Raw genomic sequence first — 22,116 nt, 5'->3', positions numbered from 1 at the left:
GCGGGCCGAGGACGCTGAACACGCCCCGGCCGCACCGGTCGTGGGCGACCCGAAGGGCGTCGCCGAAGGCGTCCTTCTTTGCCCTGACCCGCACCCGACCACCCCCGCCAGGAGGGACCGCCCCATGCCCGAGGCCATCGACGGCGCCGCCCTGCTCAACGACGTCGAGCGGTTCCACCGCCGGTTCAACGTCTTCCCGCGTGAGGCCGCCTACGTCGCCGTCGCTCTCTGGGACGCCCACGCGCACCTGCTCGACGCCTTCGACTCCACCCCGCGCCTCGCGTTCCTCTCCCCGGAGCCCGGGTCGGGCAAGTCCCGTGCCCTGGAGGTCGTGGAGACGCTCGTGCCGCGGCCGATGCTCGCGGTGAACGCGCGGGCCGCCGCCCTGTTCCGCTCGGTCTCCGACCCGGCCGGCCGCCCCACGATCCTGTTCGACGAGATCGACACCGTCTTCGGGCCGAAGGCGGGCGACAACGAGGAACTGCGTGGGTTCCTCAATGCGGGCCACCGCCGTTCCGGGGTCACCTACCGGTGCATCGGGGACGGCGGCAACCAGACCGTGGTGGAGTTCCCCTCCTACACGGCCGTCGCGGTCGCCGGACTGGGCTACCTTCCCGACACCATCACCACCCGCTCCGTCATCATCCGCATGCGCCGCCGCGCCCGGAACGAGCGTGTCGAGCCCTTCCGGGCCCGGCTCCACGAGGCCGAGGGCAACAAGCTGCGCGACCGGCTCGCGCACTGGGCCGATCAGGTCCGCGAGGACATCGCCGGGCGCTGGCCCGAGATGCCCGAAGGGGTCACCGACCGGCCCGCGGACGTGTGGGAGCCCCTGCTCTCCGTCGCGGACGCGGCCGGCGGCGACTGGCCCGAGCGCGCCCGTGCTGCGTGCGTGGAGCTGGTCAACGCCGCCCGCGCCGACGACAAGGGGTCCCTCGGCATCCGGCTGCTCACCGACCTGCGCGACCACGTCATGGCGGGGATCGACCGCATGCCGACCGTCGCCATCCTCGACCGGCTGTGCGCGCTGGAGGAAGCACCCTGGGCCGACATGAGCGGCCGGCCGCTCGACTCCCGGGGTCTGGCCAAGATGCTCGGTGAGTACATGACCAGCGACAACACCCCCATCAAGGCGCGGAACATCAAGTCCGCCGGATCGGTCCTGAAGGGCTACTACGCCGCCGATCTGCACGACGCATGGGACCGCTACTGCCCCCCTCCCCTTCAGGGGGCCGCTACTTCCGCTACCTCCGCTACCTCGCAGGTCAGCGGCCCGGAATCGGTAGCGGAAGAGCTCTTCCCGTCCGCTACCTGATCCGCTACCCCGCTACCGGCCCCACGCCCCGGACCCGGGGCCGGTAGCGCACACATCCGCTACCGCTACCCCGTCCGCTACCTCCGATCATGCCCCTGACCAGGGCGGTAGCGGAGGTAGCGGAAGTAGCGGACCTGACACGAGAAGGGCCCGAGGGGCCCATCGTCATTGCGATGAGGAGTCCGACTATGACTACCGCGCCCAAGTGCCACGCGACGCTCACGCTCCCCGAGATCTGCGAGGAGTTCCCCATCACCCACTCCGCGACGACACCGGCCACCCCGTTCCAGCACACGGGCGCCATGCCGCTTCAGCGGCGCCTGCACTCCGTCTCCGATGCCGCCTACGTCCTCGGCTTCGAGCGAACCACCGTGTGGGAGCAGATCCGCCTTGGACGCCTGCGGACCGTACGTGTGGGTCGCCGGCGCCTCGTACCGACGGAGTACATCGAGGAGTACGTCGAGATGCTGAAGCGCGAATCCGACGCCGCCTGAGCGCGAGAACTGTAGACCGAGGCCGCACCCTTCCGGTGCGGCCTCCTGACATTGATGAGGCACGCAGAACATGCCCGCCAAGGAACCCTCGCCGCGCAAGAAGGCAGGAAACGGCGAGGACTCGATCTACTGGGACAGCTCCAAGAACCGGTACATCGGCGCCATCTCTCTGGGGTACGGGCCGGACGGGAGGCGGCGGCGGCCGAAGGTCTCGGGGAAGACGAAGACGGAGGTCCGCAGCAAGCTCCGGACGCTCAGGCGGGAGCTTGAAGGAGGGACCCGTACCTCCTCAAAGAACACCGTCGAAGCCGCGGTGAACAGCTGGCTTGAACGGGGTCTGCGCGGCCGGGACGAGAGCAGCGTCAAGGTCTATCGCAGCCTGGCGTCCAATCACGTCATCCCGGACTTGGGGAAGGCGAAGGTACATGAACTCTCGGCCGACGAAGTCGACGAGTGGTTGACGGCGAAGTCCGAGGAGCTGGCCCACGAGAGCCTGAAGCGGGTCCGTTCCATCCTGCGCCGATCCCTCGCACAGGCCCAGCGCGAGGGAAAGGTGGGCCGCAACGTAGCGGAGTTCGTCGAACTTCCGCAGGGCAAGGAGGGGCGTCCCAGTAAGTCCCTGACGCTGGAGGAGGCGCATGCCCTCCTGCACACCCGCCAAGGGACGTGGATTCACGCCTACGTGGTGCTCGCCTTGCTCGTCGGAGTCCGAACCGAGGAGGAACGCCCACTCACCTGGGCTCACGTGCACATCGACACCGAAGGCGAGGAGCGCCCGTACATCGACGTGTGGCGTTCCGTCAGGAAGAGGGGCGAGACGAAGACGCGCAAGAGCAGACGGTCATTGACCATGCCCCATCACGCCGCCGTCGTCCTGACCCACCATCGACAACGCCAACAGGAGGAGTGCGCGGCCCGCGGAGAGGATTGGTCTGACGATCGGCTCGTGTTCGCTCACTCCGACGGCTCGCAGCGGAGCTCGACGAACGTTCTTCGAGAGCTCCGATCTCTCCTCAAGGAAGCCGGTTTCACCGCACCCAAGCGTTGGACCACACGAGAACTCCGCACCAGCTTCGTGTCCCTGCTCTCGGACCACGGGACACCGATCGAAGTCATCGCTAGGCTCGTCGGCCACAGCGGGACCGCCACCACCGAGACCGTGTACCGGAAGCAGATTCGCCCCGTCATCACGGAGGGAGCCGAAGCCATGGACGAGATCTTCAAGCCCGACAAGGGACGGAAGAGCTAGCGGTGGCTCCCTCTTTGGCTCCCCGGGAGGACGTCCCGCACGGCGCCGGGGGCGTGACCTGCGGTTTGGCGGGTCACGCCCTCCAAAGGGTCGTTACGTGGGAGGTAATGGGGACGGCGGCGCGGGAACACCCGTGGGAAACACAGCACCAGGAGGCATCAGTGCCGGATGCACGACCGCTCACCCCCGAGGAGAGGCTCGCCGACGCGAAAAGGGAGCTGGACCTCCCGCGGATCGTCGTGATCTGTGGCTCCACCCGCTTCATGGCCGAGATGACGGAGGCCGATCTGCGGGAGACCACAGCGGGGAAGATCGTCGTCAAACCCGGCTGCGACCTGAAGTCGCCGCACGCGCTCTGGTCCGATCCCGCCGGGGCCGAGGCGCTGAAGGCCCGACTCGACGAACTGCACCGAGCGAAGATCCGGCTCGCCGACGAGGCGCTCGTGGTCGGCGACTACATCGGCGACAGCACCCGGGCCGAGATTGCCTACGCCCGGTCGCTGGGCAAGCCCGTGCGCTTCGCGCATCCCGAGGTCGATCCCGGCGCCTGAGCCGTTTCGCCGTGGCTTGGCCGCCGACCGCGCGCCGCTTGCGTCGCTCGCCTGGTCAGTCGAAGAGGGCGACGACTCCGACGACCCAGACCGCGAGGAAGGCGAGGGCGCCGAGGAGGCAGCCGAGGGCTGCCAGGGTGCCGCCGAGGGTCCAGGGGCCGGAGGGGGGTTCCTCGTGGTCGCCGTCCAGGGCGGCGCGGTAGGTGGTGGGGTCGTCCCAGTCGACGGGATGGCCCAGGTCCGTGGCGCAATCGGCGAGGCGGCGGCGGAGCGTCAGGTCGTACGGGAAGGAGGACACGAGCCCGCGCAGGCGCTGGCGTGCGACGGGGATCCGGCCGGCGGCCAGGTCGGCGTCGACGCGGGCAAGGGTCTCTCTCAGCGGCATGCGACACATGATCGGGCGCCTCTCCGGGCCGCGTCGACCCGATTGTTCCCGGCCCGGTCGGCCGTCGAGCGCTGACGGTAAGGTGCGCGCCGGAACGGTCGGTGGACAAGAGGACGAAGGGGCGCGGATGGTGACGGGGCGTCGGGCGCGGATGGTGGCGACCGCGGACGATCACAAGGTGACGGCCGCCGAGTTGTTCTTCGATCTGGTCTTCGTCTACGCGATCACGCAGGTGACCGCGCTGATGGCCGCCTCGCCCACGCCGACGCGGGTGGTCGGGGCGATGGTGGTCCTGGCGCTGCTGTGGTGGTGCTGGTGCTGCTTCGCGTGGCTGGGGAACGTCGTGCGGGCCGACTCCGGGGCGCTTTTCGGGGTGCTGGTCACCGTGATGGCGGTGGTGTTCGTGGTGTCGCTCGCGGTGCCGGAGCTGTTCGCCGAGGACACCGGCGGGCTGCCGCTGCCGCTGGTGTTCGTGGTGTCGTACGGCCTGGTGCGGGTGCTGCACCTGGTCTCGTACCGGATCGCCACCCCCGGCGACACCGCCCTGCACCGCACGCTGCGCCGCACCGCGCTGCTCTCGGTCGTGCCGCCGCTGGCGCTGCTGCTCGCGGGGTGCGCGTACGACGGGGTGCCGCGGCTGGTGTTGTGGCTGGGGGCGGTCGTGCTTGACTACGGCGGCATCTACGTCACCGGTGGGTCCGGCTGGCGGATCGCCGCCCCCGGCCACTTCGCCGAACGGCACGGGCTGATCGTGATCATCGCGCTCGGCGAGTCGATCGTGGCGATGGGCGTCGGCGTCGCCGACTTCCCGCTGACCGTGGCGGTGATCGGCGCGTGTGCGGCGGGTCTGCTGCTCTCGGCCGGGCTGTGGGCGCTGTACTTCCGGCGCTTCGGCGAGCCCGCCGAGCACCGGCTCGGCGCGCTGGACGGGGACGACCGCACCCGGTTCGCCCGTGACGTGTACACCTTCCTGCACCTGCCGCTGGTCGCGGGCGTGGTGCTGTGCGCGCTCGGCATGAAGAAGGTGCTCACCCAGGTTGCCGACACCGGCCACTACGGCCTGGCCGAGCCGCTGCACGGCACGGTGGCCTGGTCGCTGACGGGCGGCGTCGGGGTGTTCCTGCTGGGCGCGGCGGCCATCACGCTGCGTTCCTCGGGGCGGCGGCCGACCGCGCTGCTCGTCGGCGGCGCGGCGGGCCTCGCGGCCGGCCCGCTGGTGCAGCGGGTTCCGGCCCTGGTGGCCCTGGCGCTGCTCGCGGCGGCGGTCCTCGCGCTGGTCTTCGCGCACGGGCGCGGGGCGGCGGACGGCGAAGACGGCGGGGCGGACGCGGACACGGACACGGACGCCGGTGCGGAACCGGCCTCGGCCGCCGGGAGCTGACGCCCGGGCGGCCGGAGACGGCCCCCGTCGGAACCTCCGGCGGTCGAGCGCGCTCCGATCGCGCCGCCGATCGCCGCGAGGCCCCCGGGTTCCGGCCCTCGCGCCGGAACCCGGGGGCCTCACCCCGGTCTCACTCCGGCCGCGCCTCCCTGTGCCCCGGCGTCCGGTCCGCGCGAGCGGGTTCGGGAGCCGGTTCGGGAGCGGGTTCGGGAGCGGGGGGCTGCGGGGTGGAGGGGGGTTCGGGGGTGCGGGTGCGGGCGGCCTCGGCGCGGAGGAGGGCGTGGAGGACGGCGAAGGGGTCCGCGGGCATGGTGGTGCGCTCCTTGGGGTGGGGGGTGAGGGGTGCTGGGAGGGCGGGGGCCTCTCAGCACCGCATCACCGCCGACCGGGGAGCCGTCCCGGACCCGGTGGGTACGGGGCGGGGCGCGGGCGCCGGTGCGCTCTCGGGCCCGGCGGGCCGGGCGGAGCGGGGTGGCGGGGCGGGGCGCCGGTGGGCGCGGCGGACGGGCGCGCCCGCCTGCGGGGCGGCGGTCTCGTGGGTCTCGCCGCCCGGGTCGGCCGCGGCGGACACGGGCCGGGGCTCGGTCTCGCCGGCGGTGGCCCCGCCGGTGCCCGCGCCGAGCAGCGCGGCGAGCACGAGCAGCACCGCGAGCGCGAACCGGGCGGCATGACCTGGGGGCCTCACGGTGATCCGTACTGCCCCGCCCGGCCCGGCAGGTGCCCGGCCGGGCCGAAGATCCGCCCGCCCGGCCTACGCCCGCGGGCCGCTTTTCACCCCTCGGGGTTCTCCGCGTCGCGGGCCTCGCCGCGGCCCTTGCGGGCGGCCATCACCGCGTACACGAGCACGCCACCGAAGAGGAAGAGCACGCCCTGGTAGACGGCCGCGTAGCCGGCGCCCGCGACCAGCCACAGGGAGAAGCCGAAGGCGGCGAGGGCGAGGACGCCGTCGCGGGCGAGGCGGGCCTTGGAGACCTGGTCCGACCTGCCGGAGAGCAGGAACTGGATCTGGGCGGCGGTGGACAGCAGGTAGGGCACGGTGGCGGTGAAGGTGGTGACGAGCACGAGCATCTCGAACACGCCCTCGGTGCCGGCCGTGTAGTTGTAGACGGTCAGGAGCGAGGCGAGGGCGACGGTGACGACGACGCCGACCGTCGGGACGCCGCGCCGCTTGACGGTGAAGGCCTTCGGGAAGAGTCCGTCGCGGGCCGCGGCGTACGGCGCCTGGGCGCTGAGCAGGGTCCAGCCGTTGAGCGCGCCGAGGATGCTGACCATGGCCATGACGGCGACGGCGACGCCGCCCCAGGAGCCGCCGAACATGATGTTCGTGGCGTCGGAGAAGGGCGCGGTCGAGCCGACCAGCTTGTCGTGGGCGACGGTGCCGAAGACGGAGAGGGTGCCGAGCAGGTAGACGGCGGCGGCGCCGAGGGTGCCGAGGACGGTGGCGCGGCCGACGTTGCGGCGCGGGTCGCGGACCTCGCCGGCGCTGACGGCGGCGGACTCGACGCCGAGGTAGCTGAAGAGCAGGATCGCGGCGGAGGCGGAGACCGCGCCGAGCGCGCTGCCGCCGCTCGCCTGGAAGGGGCCGAGGTTGTCGGGGTCGAAGAAGAAGAACCCGCCGACGGCGACGAGGATCAGCGGCACGAACTTCAGCACGGTCGCGACGATCTGCACCGCGCCGACGTAGCGGGTGCCGGCCAGGTTGGCGAGGCCGGGCAGCCACTGGAAGGCGAGGGCGGCGGCGATGGTGGCGAGGGTCGACTCGTGGACCGGCACGATGACGTCGAGGTAGCCGACGGCGGCGACGGCGAGGGCCGCGTTCGACACCCAGGCGGTGATCCAGTACGACCAGGCGGCCAGGAATCCGGCGAAGTCGCCGAAGGCGGCGCGGGCGTAGACGTATGGGCCGCCGGTGTGCGGGAGGCGGCGGGCCAGCTTGCCGAAGACCAGCGCGAGGGAGATCGCGCCGAGGGTGAGGACGCCGAAGGCGAGCAGGCTGATGGTGCCGAAGGGGGCGACGGAGGCGGGGAGCAGGAAGATGCCGCCGCCGATGATGTTGCCCATGACGAGCGCGGTCGCGACGGGGAGACCGAAGCGGCGGGCGTGCTTGCTGCTCCGCGGTTCCCGCCCCGGGGCGGACGCGGACGGTCCCGGGGCGTCCCCGGACGGTCCCGGGGCGGTGGGTGCGGGCGGTGCCGCGGGTGCGGTGGGGGCCGTGCTCATGGGGGTGGTGCGCCTCTCGTCGTACAAACGCACCCATGGTCCGCATCGCGGGACGGTGTTCCAAATCAGCCGTTTTTGTCCCGCGCGGCGGGCTCATCGACCGGAAGAAACGCTTCCGCATCGCCCTCCGGCCGGGAAATCTCCAGCGGCACCTGCGGGCCCTGTCCCTCCCGCAGCCAGCCGCGCAGCACCTGGTGCACCTGCTCGGCGCCCACCAGCGGCAGGGGCGGCGGGGTCAGCTCGCGCGGCCACAGCAGGAAGGCCTCGGACTGGTCGCCGCCGAGGCCGCCGTGCGAGCCGATCTGCTCCTCGAAGGCGTGCACGGTGCCGGTGGCCGGGTCGTGCATCGAGTTGACCATGATGTCGGCGACGTGCGGGAAGCCGTCGGTGCGACGGATCGCCGCGGCCGCGCCCGTCCCGAACCCCGCCAGCGGCCCCTCGCCGTCGGCCAGGCGTGCGACCGGCACCTCCACTCCGTCCCGGGCCAGCACCACCGAGCCGTGCTCCTCGCTCGCCACCAACAGGAATCCGATCCCCGGGTGCTCCGCCAGGGTGCGCAGCAGGGCCGGGTGGAGGCGGTCGATCTCCTCGCGGGTCATCCGGTGGGGCACGCCCGGGAAGGACACCAGGCCGAGGTTCCCGGAGGCGAGCACGACCGGTTCGGGCGCCCGTGCCGCGGCCACGGCCGCCGCCTCCGCGCCCTCCTTCCCGGCCTCCTCCGCCTCGTCCACGGGCCGGTGCAGGGCGCTGCGCAGCGCCTCGCGGGCGGCGTCGCGGGCCTCCGAACCCGACCCTTGCTCCGGCCGCGCGGAGCCCCGGGCACGTCGCACCCGGCGCGACACCGGCAGCCCGCACCCGGCCCGCACCAGCTCCTTCAGCGTCAGCCCGTACGCGGACGCGAAGGTCTCCCCCGGGCTCTGTCCGTGGTCGGAGAGCAGCACGATGCGGTACGGGCGGGGCGCGTGCGCGGCGACCCCGGCGATGAGGCCCACCGCGCGGTCCAGCCGGGCGAGCACCTGGTCGGTGTCGCGGCCGCGCGGCCCGGAGTGGTGGGCCACCTCGTCGTAGGCGACCAGGTCGGCGTAGACGGCGGTGCGGCCGGCGAGCATGTCGCCCATCACGGCGGCGACCACGACGTCCCGCTCGACGACGGTGGCGAAGGCGCGGACGAAGGGGTAGAGGCCGCCGCGCGAGACCCTCGGGGTCTCGCGGCGCAGCCGGGCGCGGAGCGCCTGGGCGATCTCGCGGACGACCTCGGTGACGAGGGAGCCGGCGGTGCGGACCGCGTTGGCCGGGTCGGAGAAGTAGGCGAAGTAGCCGGCCCGGGAGCGGTTGCGGCGGCCCCGGCGGGCGGCCATCGACAGCACCAGGGCGAGCTGGTCGGCGCCGCCGCTGAACAGGTTGCCGCGCGAGGCGCCGTCGAGGGTGAGCAGTCCGCCGTCGCCGGTGCGCGCGACGGCCCGGCGCTGGAGCTCGACCGCGCTCGCGGGCCGGTTGGACACCATCAGGCGGCCGGTGTCCTTCTCGTACCAGCGGAAGGCGGGCACGTCCTCGTTGGAGCCGTGCAGGATGCCGAGCTGGCTGGCGCCGGTCTGGCTGGACCAGTCGGTGCGCCAGGGGGTGAGGGCGTGGGTGGTGGCGAGCCAGGCGGCGACCGTCGGCATCCGGCCGGCGGCGACGGCCTCGGCGAGCACCCGGTGGCCCACGCCGTCGAGTTGGAGGAAGACGGTGCCGGGCACCGGTGCGGCGCCGGGGTCCCGGACGGCGTCCCGGGGGCGCGTGCGGTCGGCGAGCCGGTAGAGCCGGCGGCGGTACGCCTCGTCGTCCCGGACGGCGAGCGCGGTGGAGGTGGCCGAGGCGACGGCAGACATCACGGCGGCCACCACCACGGCGGTCTCGGGCGCGGCGGCGGCCCGCCCGTCCGCGCTGAGGCGCAGCGCGAGCAGCAGCAGCGAGCCGTTCAGGAAGAACACCAGCAGGCCCAGCACCAGGGCGGGTACGAGCAGCACCGCGCGCACGATCAGCGGCCAGACGAGGGCGCTCAGCAGACCGAAGGCGCCCGCGCACCAGGCGGCGGTGAAGGCGACGGTGGTGAGGCTCTCGCCGTCGGCGGACTGCAGCTGGAAGTCCGGGAGGAGGCCGGCGAGCAGGAGCAGGGTGAGCGTGGAGACCGCCCACACGGTGATCACCCGCAGCAGGGCGCGGCTCGCGTTGCGCCAGCGCCCCCGGTGCGGGCCCGCGGTCCGTCCTCGCCGTTCGCCCACGCCTCGTTCACCTTTCGCCCGATTCCTGCCCCCAGCGTGGCACAACGCGCGCGGGACGGGGCAGGGGCGCCCAGGGGGACCGGGCGGGGGCGTTCAGGAGCCGTCGTACCCGGCCGTGGGCATCGAGAGGCGGCGGTGCACCCCCGCCTTCATGGGCGCGTCGTACGCGGGTTCGGCGAGGCCGGCGGTCTCCAGGCGCACCCCGCGCCGGCCGCACTCGGCGCGGAAGGCGGGCACGTCGGTCAACGCCCGGGCCAGGACCCGCTCGTTCGGGGCGACGAAGAGGTCCACCGCGCCCTCCTCGACGTCGGCCCACAGGGCGGCGTGGTCGGGCCGGATGCCGTAGAAGAGCAGCTGCCTCGTCACCACGTAGCCCCGCTCGCGGGCCCAGCGCACGCACATGGCGTGCTGGCTGCGGGTGTCGACCAGGAAGGGGTCGTCGTCGAGCTCTTCGAGCGGGGTGAGGCTGGCGATCGCCGCCACCCGAACGTCGTCCATGGGGCGACCCTACTGCGTCGGAGGGCCCCGGAGGAGAGGGGCGGTATACCAACCGGGGTCGTTCCGGTGAAGTCCCGCCCCGCCCGCGGCCCCGGACCTCTACCCTCGGTACGGAGGGCCGGGCCCGGGGCCCGGCCGGAGGCGACGGGAGAGGGCGGCGGACCGGTGGAAGTCACCTGGTGGGGCCATGCGACGTGCACGGTCGAGGACTCCGGGGTGCGGCTGCTGACCGACCCGCTCTTCGCGCGCCGCCTCGCCCATCTGCGGCGCCGGCGCGGTGCGCTGCCGCCGCCCGAGGCGGCCCGCGCCGAGGCGGTCCTCGTCTCGCACCTGCACGCCGACCATCTGCACCTGCCCTCGCTGGCCCGGCTCGCCCCCGGCACCCGGCTCGTCGTGCCGGCCGGCGCGCCGGAGGCCGTCCCCGCGCTGCGCCGCCTCGTCCGGCGCGGGCTGCGGATCAGCGAGCTGGCGGCGGGCGAGGAGCTGGCCGTGGAGGGCGTGACGGTACGGGCGGTGCCGGCGCGGCACGACGGGCGCCGGCTGCCGTACGGGCCGCACCGGGCGCCCGCGCTCGGTTACGTGGTGGAGGGCGCGGCCCGCACCTACTTCGCGGGCGACACCGGGCTCTTCGACGGCATGGCGGAGGCGGTCGGCCCGGTCGACGTGGCACTGCTCCCGGTCGGCGGCTGGGGGCCGTACCTGGGCCACGGGCACCTGGACGCGCGGCGCGCCGCCGAGGCGCTGGCGGCGCTGTCCCCGGCGGCCGCGGTGCCGGTGCACTACGGCACGTACTGGCCGATCGGTCTGGACGCGGTCCGGCCGCACGAGTTCCACGCGCCCGGTGACGACTTCGTGCGGCACGCCGCCCGGCTCGCCCCGAAGGTGACGGTGCATCTGCTCGGGCACGGCGAGCGGGTCCGGCCGGAGGTCGCCCGGTGATCGACCGGGTCGTGGCGGTGGTGCGGGAGCTGCCGCCGGAGTCGACGCAGCAGGCGGTCGGCTATCCCTCGCTGTTCCTCCTGGTGGCGTTCGGCGCGCTGGTGCCGGTGGTGCCGACGGGCGCCGTGGTGAGTTCGGCGGCGGTGGTGGCCTTCCACCAGACGAGCCCGCTCTCCCTGCTCTTCGTGTTCCTGGTGGCCTCCTTCGCGGCTTTCCTCGGCGATCTCGCGCTCTACTGGCTCGGGCAGCGCGGGGTCGGCTCCCGCAACGGCTCGCGCTGGCTGGCGGCGCTGCGCGCCCGGGCCGCCCCGGAGCGGCTCGCCCAGGCGCAGGAGCGTCTGGAGACCCACCGGGTGCAGGTCCTGGTGCTGTCGCGCCTCGTGCCGGCCGGACGGATCCCGGTGATGCTGGCCTGTCTGCTGGCGGGGATGCCGCTGCGCCGGTTCGCCCGGGGCGATCTGCCGGCGTGTCTGGCGTGGGCGGCGACGTACCAGCTGATCGGGATCCTGGGCGGTTCGCTGTTCCCCGAGCCCTGGCAGGGCGTGGTGGCCGCGGTGGGCCTGACGGTGCTGGTCAGCGCGGTGCCGGCGGTGTGGCGGCGGGTGCGCGGGCCGGCGGGGAAGGAACCCTCGGCGGGCGGCCCCTCGGGGAACGAGCCCTTGGGGAACGAGCCCTCGGGGAGCGAGGCCTCAGGGAACGAGGCCTCAGGGAACGAGCACGGCTGAGGCGCCGATCGGCAGGTCCCACAGGTCCTCGCGGGGCAGTCCGGCCGCGGCCCAGGCCTCACGGACCCGGGTGAGGGGTTCGAGCACGGGCTCGGAGGAGAGCACGAAGGTGGCCCAGTGCATGGGTGCCATCCGGCGGGCGCCGAGGTCCCGGAAGGCGCGGACCGCCTCCTCGGGGTCGGTGTGCACGTCGCTGAGCCACCAGCGCGGCTCGTAGGCGCCGATCGGCAGCAGGGCGAGGTCGATGCCGGGGTGGCGGCGGCCGATCTCGGCGAACCAGTGCCCGTAGCCGGTGTCGCCGGCGAAGTAGAGCTTGTGGCCCGCCCGGTCGGTGAGTACCCAGCCGCCCCACAGGGAGCGGCAGGTGTCGAGCAGGGTGCGCTTGGACCAGTGGTGGGCGGGCACGAAGTCGAAGCGCAGGCCGTCGAGTTCGGCCGCCTCCCACCAGTCGAGCTCGGTGACCCGGGTGAAGCGGCGGCGGGTGAACCAGCGGCCGAGTCCGGCGGGCACGAAGACGGGGGTGCGGCGGGGCAGCCGCTTGAGGGTGGGGGCGTCGAGGTGGTCGAAGTGGTTGTGGCTGATGACGACGGCGTCGACCGGCGGCAGGTCCTCCCAGCGGACGCCGACGGGGGTGAGCCGGGCCGGGGTGCCGAGGATGCGGCGGGACCAGACGGGGTCGGTGAGCACGGTGAGCCCGCCGGCCCGGACCACCCAGCTGGCGTGCCCGGCCCAGGTGACGGCGAGGGTGTCCGGCCCGGCCTCGGGCAGCGGGCCGGGGGCGAAGGGCAGCATCGGGACGTCGCGGAGCCCGTCGGGTCCGGGGCGGACGGCGCCCTCGCGGGCGAGACGGGCCAGGGCGCGGACACCGGGCAGCGGGGCGGTGAGCCGGTCGGCGAAGCTGCGCGGCCAGTCGTGCCGCACCCGGCCGAGGGGCTGGAGCGCGGGTGTCGCGGGGTGCGCGCCGTGGGGGGTGCGGGCGGGGTGCGCCGCCCGGGCCGTCCGGGCCGTCCGTTCCGTCATCTCTGCGGCCTCCCTGTGGTCCGTCAACCGTCGGTGTCTGGCGAGGGGTTCAGCGGGCGGGGGTACTGCGGGTCGGGGGCGGGGGTCAGCTGGTCAGGGCCAGGGGGTCAAGGGGTCATGGGGCGAGTTCGTCGAGTGCGGCTCCGAATGAGGTCAACGCGGCTGCCACGTGCGGGAGTTCCGCCGGGCGGGCGGCGGTGAGGGTCGCCATGCGGTCCGCCTCGGTGGGACCGAGGAAGGCGGCGGTGTCGAACCGGACGCGCAGGGCGCCGAGTTCGTCGCCGAAGCGGTGGCCGCCGGGGACCGGGGTGCCGAGCCGGGCGGTGAGGTGGTTCTCGAGTTCCAGGGAGTCGGTGACCCCGCGGGCGGCCAGTCCGGCCCGCAGCGGGCCGAGGTCGGCGTAGAGGTGGCGGCCGGCCTGCGGGGGCCGGGCGAGGGCGCCGGCGGAGAGCACGGCCCGGTGGGCGGCGGCGGCGATCGCGCCGTGGGCGTGGGCCGTGAGCCGGGCCCGTACGGTGACGTCCTCGGGTTCGTCGAGGGCGTGCGCGGCGGCGGGGGCGAACGGGCCGGGGACGAGGGCGCCGAGGGCGGTGAGGATGTCGAGGGTGCGGGCCCGGGGGTCGCCGTAGCGGTCGGCGCGCGAGGCCGCGGCGGGCGGGAAGCGGGCGACGGCGCAGGGCCAGGCGGCGGGGGCGAGGGCGCCGGCCAGGTCGGTGAGCACGGTGACGTCGTCGGGGCACATCTCGGCGGGGCTGAGCAGCACGGTGTCCTGCGGGCGGTGCACGGTGTCGCGCCAGGTCTCGTCGCTGATGATGTGCAGCCCCTCGGCGACGGCGGCCTCGCAGGCCTCGCGGAGGATCTCCGGCGGGGCGACGGTGGCGGTGGGGTCGTCGGCGACGGAGAGCAGCAGCAGCCGGGGGGCGCCGCCCTCGGCGCGGACCCGGCGGACGGTCTCCAGGAGGGCGTACGGATCGGGGACGCCGCCGCACTCGGCGGGGGTGGGCACGTGGTAGGCGGGGCGGCCGAGGAGCCGGGCCTGCGGGGTCCACCAGGCGGGGCAGGGGCGGGGCAGCAGCAGGTCGCCGCCGTGCGCGGCGATCAGGGCGAGCAGCAGCGGCGGGGCGCCGGGGGCGGCGACCACGTCCTGGGCGTGGGTGCGCAGTCCGCGGCGCCACCAGTAGCCGGCGGCGGCCTCGCGGAGCACGGGACCGCCGCCGGGCGGTTCGGGTGCGGTGCGGTCGACGGCGGCGGCGAGGAGGGCGGCGAGGCCGGGCAGCACCGGGAGGCCGGGCTCCGGTGCGGGCGGCCCGTAGCGCACGGGTCCGCGGCTCTCCGGGGCCGTCTGCCGCATGTCCCGAACCTCCTCCTGCCCAGGGGTGCGCCGGGGCGCGCCCGAGCGGCACCCCTGTGCCCTTTATACGGAGGTTTGCGGGTTTTCGCCGCTCGCGCGGCGCTCACTCCACGGTGACGGGGTGCCGGACGACGGCGTTGAAGAGGTAGCCCTGGGTGTTGTGGACGGCCCGCTCGGGCTGGACGTTCCCTGCGGTGTCGGTGACCCGGGAGAGCAGGGTCCGGGGCCCGGTGGCGGTGGGCCGCCAGTTGGTGGTCCAGCGCACCCAGCCGCCGGCGCGGGGGCGGTCGAGGAGGCGGGCGTGCTGCCAGGTGGCGCCGCCGTCGGCGGACACCTCGACGGAGCGGACGGGGGCGAGCGCGGACCAGGCGCGGCCGGTGAGGTGGTGGGGGCGGCCGACGGCGAGCGGGGCGCCGAAGGGGAGTTCGTAGGCGCTCTTGAGGGTCTGCCGGCCGATCGGGGCGCTGCCGCCGGGCGGGTGGGCCGCGCCGAAGAGCCGGTAGTAGTCGGTGGACCAGGGCGAGGAGAGCGGGCGGCGGGAGACCTCGATGTCGCCGAGCCACTTGACGGAGGCGACGCCGACCCAGTTCGGCACGACGAGCCGGGCCGGGTGGCCGTGGTCGTGCGGGAGCGGCTCGCCGTTCATCTCGTACGCGACGATGACGTCGTCCAGCGCCTTGGCGACGGGCAGCGGGCGGCGCACCCGCCCGAGGTCGGCCCCGCCGGTGACGAACGGGTCGTCGAGGCCGCGGGGCTGGATGTCGACGGCGTCGGCGGCGATGCCGGCGAGCCGCAGCACGTCGGAGAGCCTGGCGCCGCGCCAGTGGGCGGCGCCGACGGCGCCGAGGGTCCAGGGGGTGCCGGTGACGGGCTCGCCCTGCTGGGTGGTGTAGAGGCTGCGGCCGTTTCCGGCGCACTCGATCAGGGCCGTGCGGGTGACGGCGGGCAGGTCGCGCAGTTGTCCGTAATCGATCCGTACGGAGGTGTGCCGCCCGTGCAGGCCGTCGCCCCAGATGGTGAGCCGCCAGTCGGCGGCGTCGAGGACGGGGGTGGAGGTGTGGTTGCGGACGAAGAAGCGGTCGATCGGCGTGATCCGGCCGGTGTCGCGGAAGGTCTCGAAGCGCGCCTCGGCGTTGGTGCCGCGGACGACGAAGTGCTCGGGCGGCAGCGGCTTGACGATGCCGGGGGCCGGGTCGGCGGCGGCGCCGGGGCCGGTGGCGCCGGCCGGGTGGGTGCCGAGCGCGGACAGGACGGGGGCGGCGGCGAGCGCCTTCAGGAGGGTGCGGCGGGCGGGCACGGGCGGGCTCCTCGGCGCGTCGGGGACGGACGGGCACACGATGGCACGGATCGGTACCGTCTCGGGAGCCCGCGACGGTACGTTCACGGGCCTGCAACACCAGAATCCGCCACTCTCGCGCCGCGCGCGGGTCGTGGGCCCCGGTTCCGGGTCCCGCCGGGCTCCAGGCCCGGTCCGCGAGCCGTGGCCGGTGCCGCGACACTGGGCGGATGAGCGCCTACGACCCGAAGCACTTCGCCGCCGTCCCGTTGCGCGGCGCCCGCCTGGACCTGGAGCCGCTGCGGCTCGACCACGCCGCCGAGGTGGCGCCGGCCCTGGCCGATCCCGCGCTGCACGCCTTCATCGGCGGCGCCCCGCTCGCCGAGCCCGAGCTGGGCGCCCGCTACGCCCGGCTGCTCGCGGGCCCGCCGGACCCGGACGCGACGGCCTGGTGCAACTGGGTGCTGCGACTGCGGGAGACCGGGGCGGCGGTGGGGACCGTGCAGGCCACGGTGGTGGCGCGGGGCGCCGAGCTCGCCTGGGTGGTCGGGACGCCCTGGCAGGGCGTCGGGCTGGCCCGCGAGGCGGCGGTCGTGCTGGCGGGGTGGCTGCGGGAGCGGGGCGCACCGGCCCTGATGGCCCATGTGCATCCCGAGCACCGGGCGTCGGCGGCGGTGGCCGCGGCGGCGGGCCTGGCGCCGACGGAGGTGTTCGAGGACGGCGAGCGGCGCTGGGAATGGCGGGCTTCAACTCCTCGGTGACGGCGCCCCCTTCCACGCCCCGTCCACATCGTGAGAGTGGGGTCTCAGAATGCGAATGCCGGGCGTACGGTGGGGACACAGCGAACCGATCTTCCGAAGGAGTCCGGTCATGTCCTCGTCCACGCCCTCGTCCACGCCCTCGTCCACACCCGCGCGCGAGACCGCGCACGAGACCGCCACCTACACCCACGGCCACCACGAGTCCGTGCTGCGCTCGCACAGTTGGCGCACCGTCGAGAACTCCGCCGCCTATCTGGTCCCCGAGCTGCGACCGGGCCTGGACGTCCTGGACGTCGGCTGCGGGCCGGGCACCATCAGCGCCGACCTGGCCGAGCGGGTCGCGCCGGGCCGGGTGACCGCGGTGGACGCGGCGGAGGACGTGCTGGTGAAGGCGCGGGCGGCGGCGGCCGAACGGGGCGTGGACAACATCGAGTTCGCGGTCGCCGACGTGCACGCCCTGGACTTCCCCGACGACTCCTTCGACATCGTGCACGCCCACCAGGTGCTGCAGCACGTCGGCGACCCGGTGCAGGCGCTGCGCGAGATGCGCCGGGTGTGCCGGCCCGGCGGGGTGGTGGCGGCCCGGGACAGCGACTACGGCGCCTTCACCTGGTACCCGCGCCCGGCGGGCCTGGACGCCTGGCAGGACCTGTACCAGCGGGTGGCCCGGGCGAACGGCGGCGAGCCCGACGCCGGCCGCCGGCTGCTGTCCTGGGCGCACCGGGCCGGGTTCACCGACGTCACCGCCTCCGCCGGGGTGTGGTGCTTCGCCTCGCCGGAGGAGCGCGCCTGGTGGAGCGGCCTGTGGGCGGACCGCACCACCGAGTCGGTGTACGCGCGCCTGGCGGTGGACGGCGGCCACGCCACGCCCGAGGAGCTGACGGCCGTCTCCGAGGCCTGGCGCGCCTGGGGCAAGGACGAGGACGCCTGGTTCCTGGTGCCGCACGGCGAGATCCTGTGCCGGGTGTGAGCCGTACGGGCCCCCTTGTGTGACGCTGTGGCACGTCAGTCGGCGCGCATGCGGAACTCGTAGGCGTCCGGCAGCGGTTCGTCGGTGAGCCGGGACCACAGCTCGCCCAGCTCCTCGGCGCCCTCCTTCAGGTCGGCCACCTCGAAGCCCGCGTCGAAGACCGCGCGCGCCTCCGCCGGGCGCCCCTCGGCGCACAGCAGCCGGGCCTCCAGGTAGCGGAAGTCTCCTCGGGCCCGCACCTCCCCGGGGAGCCGGGAGAGCACGGCGCGGGCCTCGGCGGTCCGGTCCACGCCGAGCAGCGCGGCGACCGTCTCGCGGGCGAGGGCGGCGGTGACCAGCGGGTCGCCGCCGTCCTGGGCCGCGAGGGCCTCGGCGTACCGGTCGGCGGCCCGTTCCCGGTGCCCGGCCTCGTGGTCGGCCACGGCCAGGCAGTAGAGCAGCGGCCAGCGTTCTGCGGCGTTCTTCAGACCGCGCTCCCAGCTCCGTACCGCCTGGGCGAGGTCGCCGGCCGCCCACTGCGCGACACCCAGGTGGTACTCGGTCACCGGTTCGGCGGGCGCGGTCTCCAGCATGTCCCGCCAGGCGTCGGAGATCGGGGTCTGCCAGGGCGCGGCGCCCGGCTCGGGCGCGGGCAAGGCTCCGGTGCGCAACAGCCCTGCCCACGGCCGCTGTTCGTCGCCGAGGAGCGCCGGGTCGAACGGCGTGCCCGGCAACTCGTGTCCGCCGCGCAGCACTTCGAGGGCGCCCCAGCCGGAACCGGTCGCGAGCGGCGGGCCGGGTTCGGTGTCGGCGGCGGCCCGCCAGCGCGCGTACGCCGAGTCGACCTCGGCCCGCGGCAGCACCTCGGCGAGCGCGGACTCGACGCCCGCGCGGGCCGCCGCCCAGTCGGCACCGTGCACGGTCGCGGGGTCGGCGGCCAGCGGCCCGTACACCTCCAGCCAGGAGACCTCCTCCCCCGCCTCCAGGACCGGGTGTTCCAGCTGGGTGCGGGCAAGTCCGGCCTGGATCTCGGCGTAGCCGGGGGTGCCGGGCTCGGTGAGCCACTCCTGCCAGCGGCGCCCGCCGCGTCCGGTGCCCCAGACGAAGAGCTTGCGGCCGAGCAGCCGGTCCGTGGAGGTCTGCACCAGGCCCTCGCCATCGGCGTCGAGCGCGGCGATCCAGCGCCGCTGCCCGTCCGGGAGCGCGTAGAACCAGTCGCCGGCGTGGGCGCTTTCGCGCGGGTACGTGCGGTCGGTGCCGTCCTCGGAGCGCGGCACGGGGACGCGGCGCAGGGCGTGTTCGTAGCCGAAGTGCCAGGCGGTGTCGGCGGGGGCGAGGATCCGGCGGTCCTCGGGGACGGCGGTGTTGGACCACCAGTAGCAGGGCACGGCCCGCTCGTGCGGGTTGCGGACGCGGACGCCGACGCGCAGGTGCGCCGAGTTGGCCGGCAGCCACAGGTCGACCTGGAAGGGCAGGTCGCGCAGCCGCTCCCACTCCCAGAGGCGCAGCATCTCGCCGCCGTCCGGGGCCGGGACGACGGCGGCGTGCAGCGGGGCGCAGGACAGGGTGGAGTGGCCGCGGGCGCCGATGTTCCACTCGATGCCGCCGGAGAACCAGGCGCCGTTGAGGGCGAAGGCGGCGGGCTGCAGCACCGGGTTGCGGTAGAGCAGTTCGCGGCCGGTGGGCTTGTGCAGCAGGGAGTGGACCCGGCCGCCGAGTCCGGGGAGCACGGTGACCTTGAGGTGGGCGTTCTCGATCTCGACGGTGTCGAGGGTCGTGGGGGTGCGGGCGCGCCCGTAGCCGTCGCGCATCCGGGTGGGCAGCAGGGTGCGCAGCGGGGCGTGCCCGAGCTGACGGGCCATGTCGCGGGGCAGTGCGGACCGGTCCCGCTCGTCGACCGACGGGGCGGCCGCGCCGAGGTGGTGGAGCGCGGGCAGCGGGTTGTCCGGGCCCAACGGCGCCGCGGGGAGGGTGAGTACGGCACGTCGTACGGTCGTCATCCGCCCATGGAACACGCCGGAACGGGCTCCGGCCAGAGGGCGGGCGAAGGGACGGAGGGCGGTAGGGACCGCGAGGTGGCGGGTGGGGCGGACGGGGCGGGCGCCCGGGCGGGAAATTGCGTTGCGGCTCCGGGACCCCGGCCTAGGGTGGTTGTTTTACCGAGGAAGGGCGCGGAGGTCGCGAGGCATGAGCACGCAGCACACCTACCGGGTGATCGTGCGGGGTACGTTCGCCGGACTGTCGGAGGAGAGCCGCACGCGGCTCCTCGCGGAGGCGGACGAGCACGGGCTCTCCGCGATGGAGTTCACCGAGGAGGGCTCGCTCGCCTACGACCGCACCCTGAAGCACTTCTCGTACCGCCTGGTCGTGGTCTCCGACGCGGCGGACGGCGAGGAGATGGCCGGCGCGATCGCCGAGGACCGCGTGGAGCAGGCGCTGCGGGCGCTCGGGCACGGCTTCTCCGGCCTGAGGTCCACGGTCACCGACATGGACACGATGAAGATCAACTACAAGCGCTGAGCCGCTGCGGGAGCGGAGCCGTCACGGGCGCCGGGCCGGGCCCGCGGCGGGCCCTCCGGCGGTGATGGCCCAGCGCTCGTGGTCGCGCCACTCCCCGTCGATGAACAGCATCGCGGGCGAGAAGCCCTCGAGGCGGAAGCCGGCCCGCCGGACCAGGGCGCGGGAGGCGGTGTTCCCCGGCTGGATGTTGGCCTCCAGGCGGTGCAGGCCGAGCGGTCCGAAGGCGTGCCCGAGGACCAGGCCGAGCGCCTCGGTGAGGAGTCCGCGGCCGGCCGCGTGCGCGAAGGCGCCGTAGCCGAGGGCGCCGGAGAGGAAGGCGCCGCGGACGATGTTGTTGATGTTGACGAAGCCGGCGATCCCGCCGCCGTCCCGCTCGCACACGAGGAAGCCCTCCCGGGCCGGGTCCTCGATCAGCGGACGGCTGTAGACGGCGTACGCCTCGGGGGTCTGGGGCGGGTAGAGCCAGGGCGCGTGCAGCTCCCGGCTCTCCCGGGCCCGTGCGGTGAACTCCTCGGCGTCCGCGGCCGTGAAGGGCCGCAGCCCGACGCGGGGCCCGGTGACGAGATACCGACCAAGATCGCCAGACATGGGCCCAGGCTACCGGTGGGGCGGTCCGGGTGGCAGCCCCGTGGGGCTGGGGCTCGGCGACGGGTCAGCGGCGGGCGGCCGTCACGCGGGGCGGGCAGGGCTCGCCCTTCTTCGCCACGCCGACCACGACCCGGCCGCGCGGGGCGCGCTCGGCGCCCGGGGCGGGGTGCTGGGTGCAGACCCACCAGTTCGGCGGCCAGAGCACGCGCCGGTCGCCGCCGCCCACGTCGATGACGTCGAGCCGGGTGCGCGGCGCGAGGCTCGTGAAGACCCGCCACAGGCCTCCGCCGAGCAGGTCCGGCATGGGCTGGCGGGCCGGTGGGCCGGTGTCGTCCTCCTGGTCCGCGAGCGGTTCGGCCGAACCGACGGCGACGGCCGCGAGCGCCAGGACCGCGCACGCGCCGAGCAGGGTCGAGCGTCTCATTTCCGCCTCCGGGCCGCCGCGTAGTAGCCGCAGACCGCGCCGAGCAGCGCGGTCGCGAGCAGGGCGAGGTACAGCGGCGTGGTCACCTCGGGGACCAGCAGCCTGATCCGTACCTCGCGGGTGTTCTCGAAGATGAACACGAGCAGCAGGATCGCCACGACGCCGATCGCGATCCGGCCGGGAGTGAAGACCCCGCCCGCCCGGGACGTGCCCGTGCTCGCTGTCTCCTTGCGACTCATCGCCGGCCCTCTCCTCCGTCGTGCGTCCCCCCAGGATGGGCAGATGTGTCGGGTTCGGCGGAGGTGGAGTAGGCCATCCGAGTGACTTGTCAGACAAGGTCGGGCGGCTACGGTAGATCCCGGAAGACCTGAAGCGCGTGAGGAGGACCGATCCGTGGCAGCCGGCGGACCGCAGCGACGTCCCGTGGTGGCGCTCTACGAACGGATCGCGGACGCCATCCACGACGGCACCTACCCGCCGGGCTGCACGCTGCCCTCCGAGCCCAAGCTCGCGAGCGAGCTCGGGGTGAGCCGGCCGGCCCTGCGCGAGGCGCTGCTGCTGCTCCAGGAGGACGGGCTGCTCACGGTCCGCCGCGGGGTCGGGCGCACGGTCAACGCGCATCCGCCGCGGCGCGGGTTCGAGCAGGTCAGGGCCCTGGAGGAGCTGCTGGGCGGGGCCGCGCCGCTGCGCGTGCGGGGGCTGCTGCGCACGGCCGAGGAGCCGACGGACTTCACCACCCAGCACCTGCTCGCCCCGGCCGGCGCCGAACTGCGGTTCTGGGAGTCGGTGCTGGTGGGCGAGGCCGGTCCGGCAGCGCTCAGCCACGAGTGGGCGGCCGCCGACGAGGTCCTGGAGCGCGTCCACCCGGCCTTCGCCGAGGCCCTGCGGACCGCCTCCGCGGCCGAGCGCACCTCGATGCTGGCCGTGCTGGCCGGGGCCTCGCGCGGTGTGCCGCTGGCCGCGCACAGCGCGGTCACGGCGACCCTGCTCGGGCGGCGCCGGGGCGAGCAGCTGGGCCGCTCGGCGGACACCCCCGCGGTGCTGGTCACCCAGGTGGTACGGGTCGGGGAGACGCCCGTCCTGGCCGCCAAGCACATGCTGCCGACGGGTGCGCCCGCGCTGCCGGTGCTCCAGTCGAACTGAGCGGGAGCGGGGCCGGCACGGCAGCCCGCAGTACGGCTGCGGGCACCCGCTCGCGCACCGGCG

General features: G+C 74.9%; 24 protein-coding genes. 11 read left to right on the top strand and 13 right to left on the bottom strand.

Features of this window, described 5'->3' with window-relative positions; all coding sequences use genetic code 11:
- The first annotated feature begins 124 nt into the window (after positions 1-124).
- From ACIGW2_RS25775 to ACIGW2_RS25760, 4 genes are all read left to right on the top strand, one after another.
- Positions 125-1,315: a DUF3631 domain-containing protein gene (locus tag ACIGW2_RS25775; RefSeq protein WP_399846247.1), complete on the top strand. Its 1,191-nt coding sequence runs from the start codon at positions 125-127 to the stop codon at positions 1,313-1,315.
- 188 nt (positions 1,316-1,503) lie between these two features.
- Positions 1,504-1,809 carry a helix-turn-helix domain-containing protein gene (locus ACIGW2_RS25770; RefSeq protein WP_399846245.1) on the top strand — a complete coding sequence of 102 codons (306 nt, stop codon included), beginning with the start codon at positions 1,504-1,506 and terminating at the stop codon, positions 1,807-1,809.
- A 70-nt stretch (positions 1,810-1,879) separates the two neighbouring features.
- The gene (gene xerC / locus ACIGW2_RS25765) at positions 1,880-3,058 is read left to right on the top strand and encodes a tyrosine recombinase XerC (RefSeq protein WP_399846243.1); all 1,179 of its coding nucleotides are present in this window, start codon (positions 1,880-1,882) and stop codon (positions 3,056-3,058) included.
- 161 nt (positions 3,059-3,219) lie between these two features.
- Entirely contained in the window at positions 3,220-3,609 is a 390-nt protein-coding gene (locus ACIGW2_RS25760; RefSeq protein ID WP_399846240.1) for a hypothetical protein, read from the top strand.
- A 55-nt stretch (positions 3,610-3,664) separates the two neighbouring features.
- Here ACIGW2_RS25760 and ACIGW2_RS25755 read toward each other — a convergent pair whose 3' ends face one another.
- Positions 3,665-3,994, bottom strand: coding sequence for a DUF6584 family protein (locus ACIGW2_RS25755; RefSeq protein WP_391656060.1), 330 nt, complete (start codon positions 3,992-3,994; stop codon positions 3,665-3,667).
- Positions 3,995-4,121: 127 nt separating this feature from the next.
- Between ACIGW2_RS25755 and ACIGW2_RS25750 the strand changes: the two genes are divergently transcribed.
- Positions 4,122-5,375 (top strand): low temperature requirement protein A, encoded by a 1,254-nt coding sequence (locus tag ACIGW2_RS25750; protein ID WP_391656061.1) that lies wholly within the window; start codon positions 4,122-4,124, stop codon positions 5,373-5,375.
- Between the two features lie 130 nt (positions 5,376-5,505).
- On the opposite strand, the gene ACIGW2_RS25745 is transcribed toward ACIGW2_RS25750, so the two are convergent.
- From ACIGW2_RS25745 to ACIGW2_RS25725, 5 genes are all read right to left on the bottom strand, one after another.
- The gene (locus ACIGW2_RS25745) at positions 5,506-5,685 is read right to left on the bottom strand and encodes a hypothetical protein (protein WP_399846238.1); all 180 of its coding nucleotides are present in this window, start codon (positions 5,683-5,685) and stop codon (positions 5,506-5,508) included.
- 54 nt (positions 5,686-5,739) lie between these two features.
- Complete coding sequence (locus ACIGW2_RS25740; RefSeq protein WP_391656062.1) at positions 5,740-6,060, bottom strand: hypothetical protein; 321 nt, start codon at positions 6,058-6,060, stop codon at positions 5,740-5,742.
- An 86-nt stretch (positions 6,061-6,146) separates the two neighbouring features.
- Complete coding sequence (locus ACIGW2_RS25735; protein ID WP_391656063.1) at positions 6,147-7,595, bottom strand: amino acid permease; 1,449 nt, start codon at positions 7,593-7,595, stop codon at positions 6,147-6,149.
- A gap of 65 nt (positions 7,596-7,660) precedes the next feature.
- On the bottom strand, positions 7,661-9,859 hold the full coding sequence (locus ACIGW2_RS25730) for a phage holin family protein (RefSeq protein ID WP_391656064.1): 2,199 nt from the start codon (positions 9,857-9,859) through the stop codon (positions 7,661-7,663).
- A gap of 93 nt (positions 9,860-9,952) precedes the next feature.
- Positions 9,953-10,357 (bottom strand): hypothetical protein, encoded by a 405-nt coding sequence (locus ACIGW2_RS25725; protein WP_361577590.1) that lies wholly within the window; start codon positions 10,355-10,357, stop codon positions 9,953-9,955.
- 165 nt (positions 10,358-10,522) lie between these two features.
- Between ACIGW2_RS25725 and ACIGW2_RS25720 the strand changes: the two genes are divergently transcribed.
- Together ACIGW2_RS25720 and ACIGW2_RS25715 are read left to right on the top strand one after the other, a co-directional pair.
- Positions 10,523-11,296, top strand: a complete 774-nt coding sequence (locus ACIGW2_RS25720; protein ID WP_391656065.1) for an MBL fold metallo-hydrolase — start codon at positions 10,523-10,525, stop codon at positions 11,294-11,296.
- Positions 11,293-12,021 carry a DedA family protein gene (locus tag ACIGW2_RS25715; RefSeq protein ID WP_391656066.1) on the top strand — a complete coding sequence of 243 codons (729 nt, stop codon included), beginning with the start codon at positions 11,293-11,295 and terminating at the stop codon, positions 12,019-12,021. Before ACIGW2_RS25720 ends, ACIGW2_RS25715 begins: the two co-directional genes overlap by 4 nt.
- Here the strand turns inward: ACIGW2_RS25715 and ACIGW2_RS25710 are convergent.
- From ACIGW2_RS25710 to ACIGW2_RS25700, 3 genes are all read right to left on the bottom strand, one after another.
- Positions 12,001-13,041, bottom strand: coding sequence for an MBL fold metallo-hydrolase (locus ACIGW2_RS25710; RefSeq protein ID WP_361577599.1), 1,041 nt, complete (start codon positions 13,039-13,041; stop codon positions 12,001-12,003). The genes ACIGW2_RS25715 and ACIGW2_RS25710 overlap by 21 nt on opposite strands.
- Before the next feature lie 115 nt (positions 13,042-13,156).
- Complete coding sequence (locus tag ACIGW2_RS25705) at positions 13,157-14,392, bottom strand: aminotransferase class I/II-fold pyridoxal phosphate-dependent enzyme (RefSeq protein ID WP_391656067.1); 1,236 nt, start codon at positions 14,390-14,392, stop codon at positions 13,157-13,159.
- Positions 14,393-14,495: 103 nt separating this feature from the next.
- Complete coding sequence (locus ACIGW2_RS25700; protein ID WP_391656166.1) at positions 14,496-15,740, bottom strand: sulfite oxidase; 1,245 nt, start codon at positions 15,738-15,740, stop codon at positions 14,496-14,498.
- 158 nt (positions 15,741-15,898) lie between these two features.
- Here ACIGW2_RS25700 and ACIGW2_RS25695 point away from each other — a divergent pair, with 158 nt between their 5' ends.
- On the top strand, positions 15,899-16,429 hold the full coding sequence (locus tag ACIGW2_RS25695; protein WP_399846233.1) for a GNAT family N-acetyltransferase: 531 nt from the start codon (positions 15,899-15,901) through the stop codon (positions 16,427-16,429).
- Between the two features lie 109 nt (positions 16,430-16,538).
- Positions 16,539-17,399, top strand: a complete 861-nt coding sequence (locus tag ACIGW2_RS25690) for a methyltransferase domain-containing protein (protein ID WP_399846231.1) — start codon at positions 16,539-16,541, stop codon at positions 17,397-17,399.
- Between the two features lie 35 nt (positions 17,400-17,434).
- On the opposite strand, the gene ACIGW2_RS25685 is transcribed toward ACIGW2_RS25690, so the two are convergent.
- Complete coding sequence (locus ACIGW2_RS25685) at positions 17,435-19,378, bottom strand: DUF5107 domain-containing protein (RefSeq protein WP_399846229.1); 1,944 nt, start codon at positions 19,376-19,378, stop codon at positions 17,435-17,437.
- Positions 19,379-19,565: 187 nt separating this feature from the next.
- Here ACIGW2_RS25685 and ACIGW2_RS25680 point away from each other — a divergent pair, with 187 nt between their 5' ends.
- Entirely contained in the window at positions 19,566-19,898 is a 333-nt protein-coding gene (locus ACIGW2_RS25680; RefSeq protein WP_391656071.1) for a DUF6204 family protein, read from the top strand.
- A gap of 21 nt (positions 19,899-19,919) precedes the next feature.
- On the opposite strand, the gene ACIGW2_RS25675 is transcribed toward ACIGW2_RS25680, so the two are convergent.
- The 3 genes from ACIGW2_RS25675 to ACIGW2_RS25665 all read right to left on the bottom strand — a co-directional run bounded on the left by ACIGW2_RS25675 (position 19,920) and on the right by ACIGW2_RS25665 (position 21,149).
- Positions 19,920-20,486 carry a GNAT family protein gene (locus ACIGW2_RS25675; protein WP_356065234.1) on the bottom strand — a complete coding sequence of 189 codons (567 nt, stop codon included), beginning with the start codon at positions 20,484-20,486 and terminating at the stop codon, positions 19,920-19,922.
- A gap of 64 nt (positions 20,487-20,550) precedes the next feature.
- The gene (locus ACIGW2_RS25670) at positions 20,551-20,910 is read right to left on the bottom strand and encodes a hypothetical protein (protein WP_391656072.1); all 360 of its coding nucleotides are present in this window, start codon (positions 20,908-20,910) and stop codon (positions 20,551-20,553) included.
- Positions 20,907-21,149: a DUF1049 domain-containing protein gene (locus ACIGW2_RS25665; protein ID WP_391656073.1), complete on the bottom strand. Its 243-nt coding sequence runs from the start codon at positions 21,147-21,149 to the stop codon at positions 20,907-20,909. Before ACIGW2_RS25665 ends, ACIGW2_RS25670 begins: the two co-directional genes overlap by 4 nt.
- A gap of 154 nt (positions 21,150-21,303) precedes the next feature.
- Here ACIGW2_RS25665 and ACIGW2_RS25660 point away from each other — a divergent pair, with 154 nt between their 5' ends.
- Entirely contained in the window at positions 21,304-22,053 is a 750-nt protein-coding gene (locus tag ACIGW2_RS25660) for a GntR family transcriptional regulator (RefSeq protein ID WP_399846223.1), read from the top strand.
- The last annotated feature ends 63 nt before the right edge of the window (positions 22,054-22,116 follow it).

It is taken from the genome of Streptomyces sp. NPDC053541 (genome assembly GCF_044544705.1).
Lineage (GTDB): Bacteria > Actinomycetota > Actinomycetes > Streptomycetales > Streptomycetaceae > Streptomyces.
Note: the sequence above shows the minus strand (reverse complement) of the source record. Positions and strands in the feature narration are given on the sequence as shown.

Bases quoted from the DNA above. Each gene is read 5' to 3' on its own strand.
- ACIGW2_RS25725 (WP_361577590.1), bottom strand. From the start codon at position 10,357: ATGGACGACGTTCGGGTGGCGGCGATCGCCAGCCTCACCCCGCTCGAA.
- ACIGW2_RS25685 (WP_399846229.1), bottom strand. From the start codon at position 19,378: ATGACGACCGTACGACGTGCCGTACTCACCCTCCCCGCGGCGCCGTTG.
- ACIGW2_RS25665 (WP_391656073.1), bottom strand. From the start codon at position 21,149: ATGAGTCGCAAGGAGACAGCGAGCACGGGCACGTCCCGGGCGGGCGGG.
- ACIGW2_RS25750 (WP_391656061.1), top strand. From the start codon at position 4,122: ATGGTGACGGGGCGTCGGGCGCGGATGGTGGCGACCGCGGACGATCAC.
- ACIGW2_RS25705 (WP_391656067.1), bottom strand. From the start codon at position 14,392: ATGCGGCAGACGGCCCCGGAGAGCCGCGGACCCGTGCGCTACGGGCCG.
- ACIGW2_RS25670 (WP_391656072.1), bottom strand. From the start codon at position 20,910: ATGAGACGCTCGACCCTGCTCGGCGCGTGCGCGGTCCTGGCGCTCGCG.
- ACIGW2_RS25745 (WP_399846238.1), bottom strand. From the start codon at position 5,685: ATGCCCGCGGACCCCTTCGCCGTCCTCCACGCCCTCCTCCGCGCCGAG.
- ACIGW2_RS25775 (WP_399846247.1), top strand. From the start codon at position 125: ATGCCCGAGGCCATCGACGGCGCCGCCCTGCTCAACGACGTCGAGCGG.
- ACIGW2_RS25695 (WP_399846233.1), top strand. From the start codon at position 15,899: ATGAGCGCCTACGACCCGAAGCACTTCGCCGCCGTCCCGTTGCGCGGC.
- ACIGW2_RS25690 (WP_399846231.1), top strand. From the start codon at position 16,539: ATGTCCTCGTCCACGCCCTCGTCCACGCCCTCGTCCACACCCGCGCGC.
- ACIGW2_RS25675 (WP_356065234.1), bottom strand. From the start codon at position 20,486: ATGTCTGGCGATCTTGGTCGGTATCTCGTCACCGGGCCCCGCGTCGGG.
- ACIGW2_RS25680 (WP_391656071.1), top strand. From the start codon at position 19,566: ATGAGCACGCAGCACACCTACCGGGTGATCGTGCGGGGTACGTTCGCC.
- xerC (WP_399846243.1), top strand. From the start codon at position 1,880: ATGCCCGCCAAGGAACCCTCGCCGCGCAAGAAGGCAGGAAACGGCGAG.
- ACIGW2_RS25735 (WP_391656063.1), bottom strand. From the start codon at position 7,595: ATGAGCACGGCCCCCACCGCACCCGCGGCACCGCCCGCACCCACCGCC.
- ACIGW2_RS25710 (WP_361577599.1), bottom strand. From the start codon at position 13,041: ATGACGGAACGGACGGCCCGGACGGCCCGGGCGGCGCACCCCGCCCGC.
- ACIGW2_RS25770 (WP_399846245.1), top strand. From the start codon at position 1,504: ATGACTACCGCGCCCAAGTGCCACGCGACGCTCACGCTCCCCGAGATC.
- ACIGW2_RS25755 (WP_391656060.1), bottom strand. From the start codon at position 3,994: ATGCCGCTGAGAGAGACCCTTGCCCGCGTCGACGCCGACCTGGCCGCC.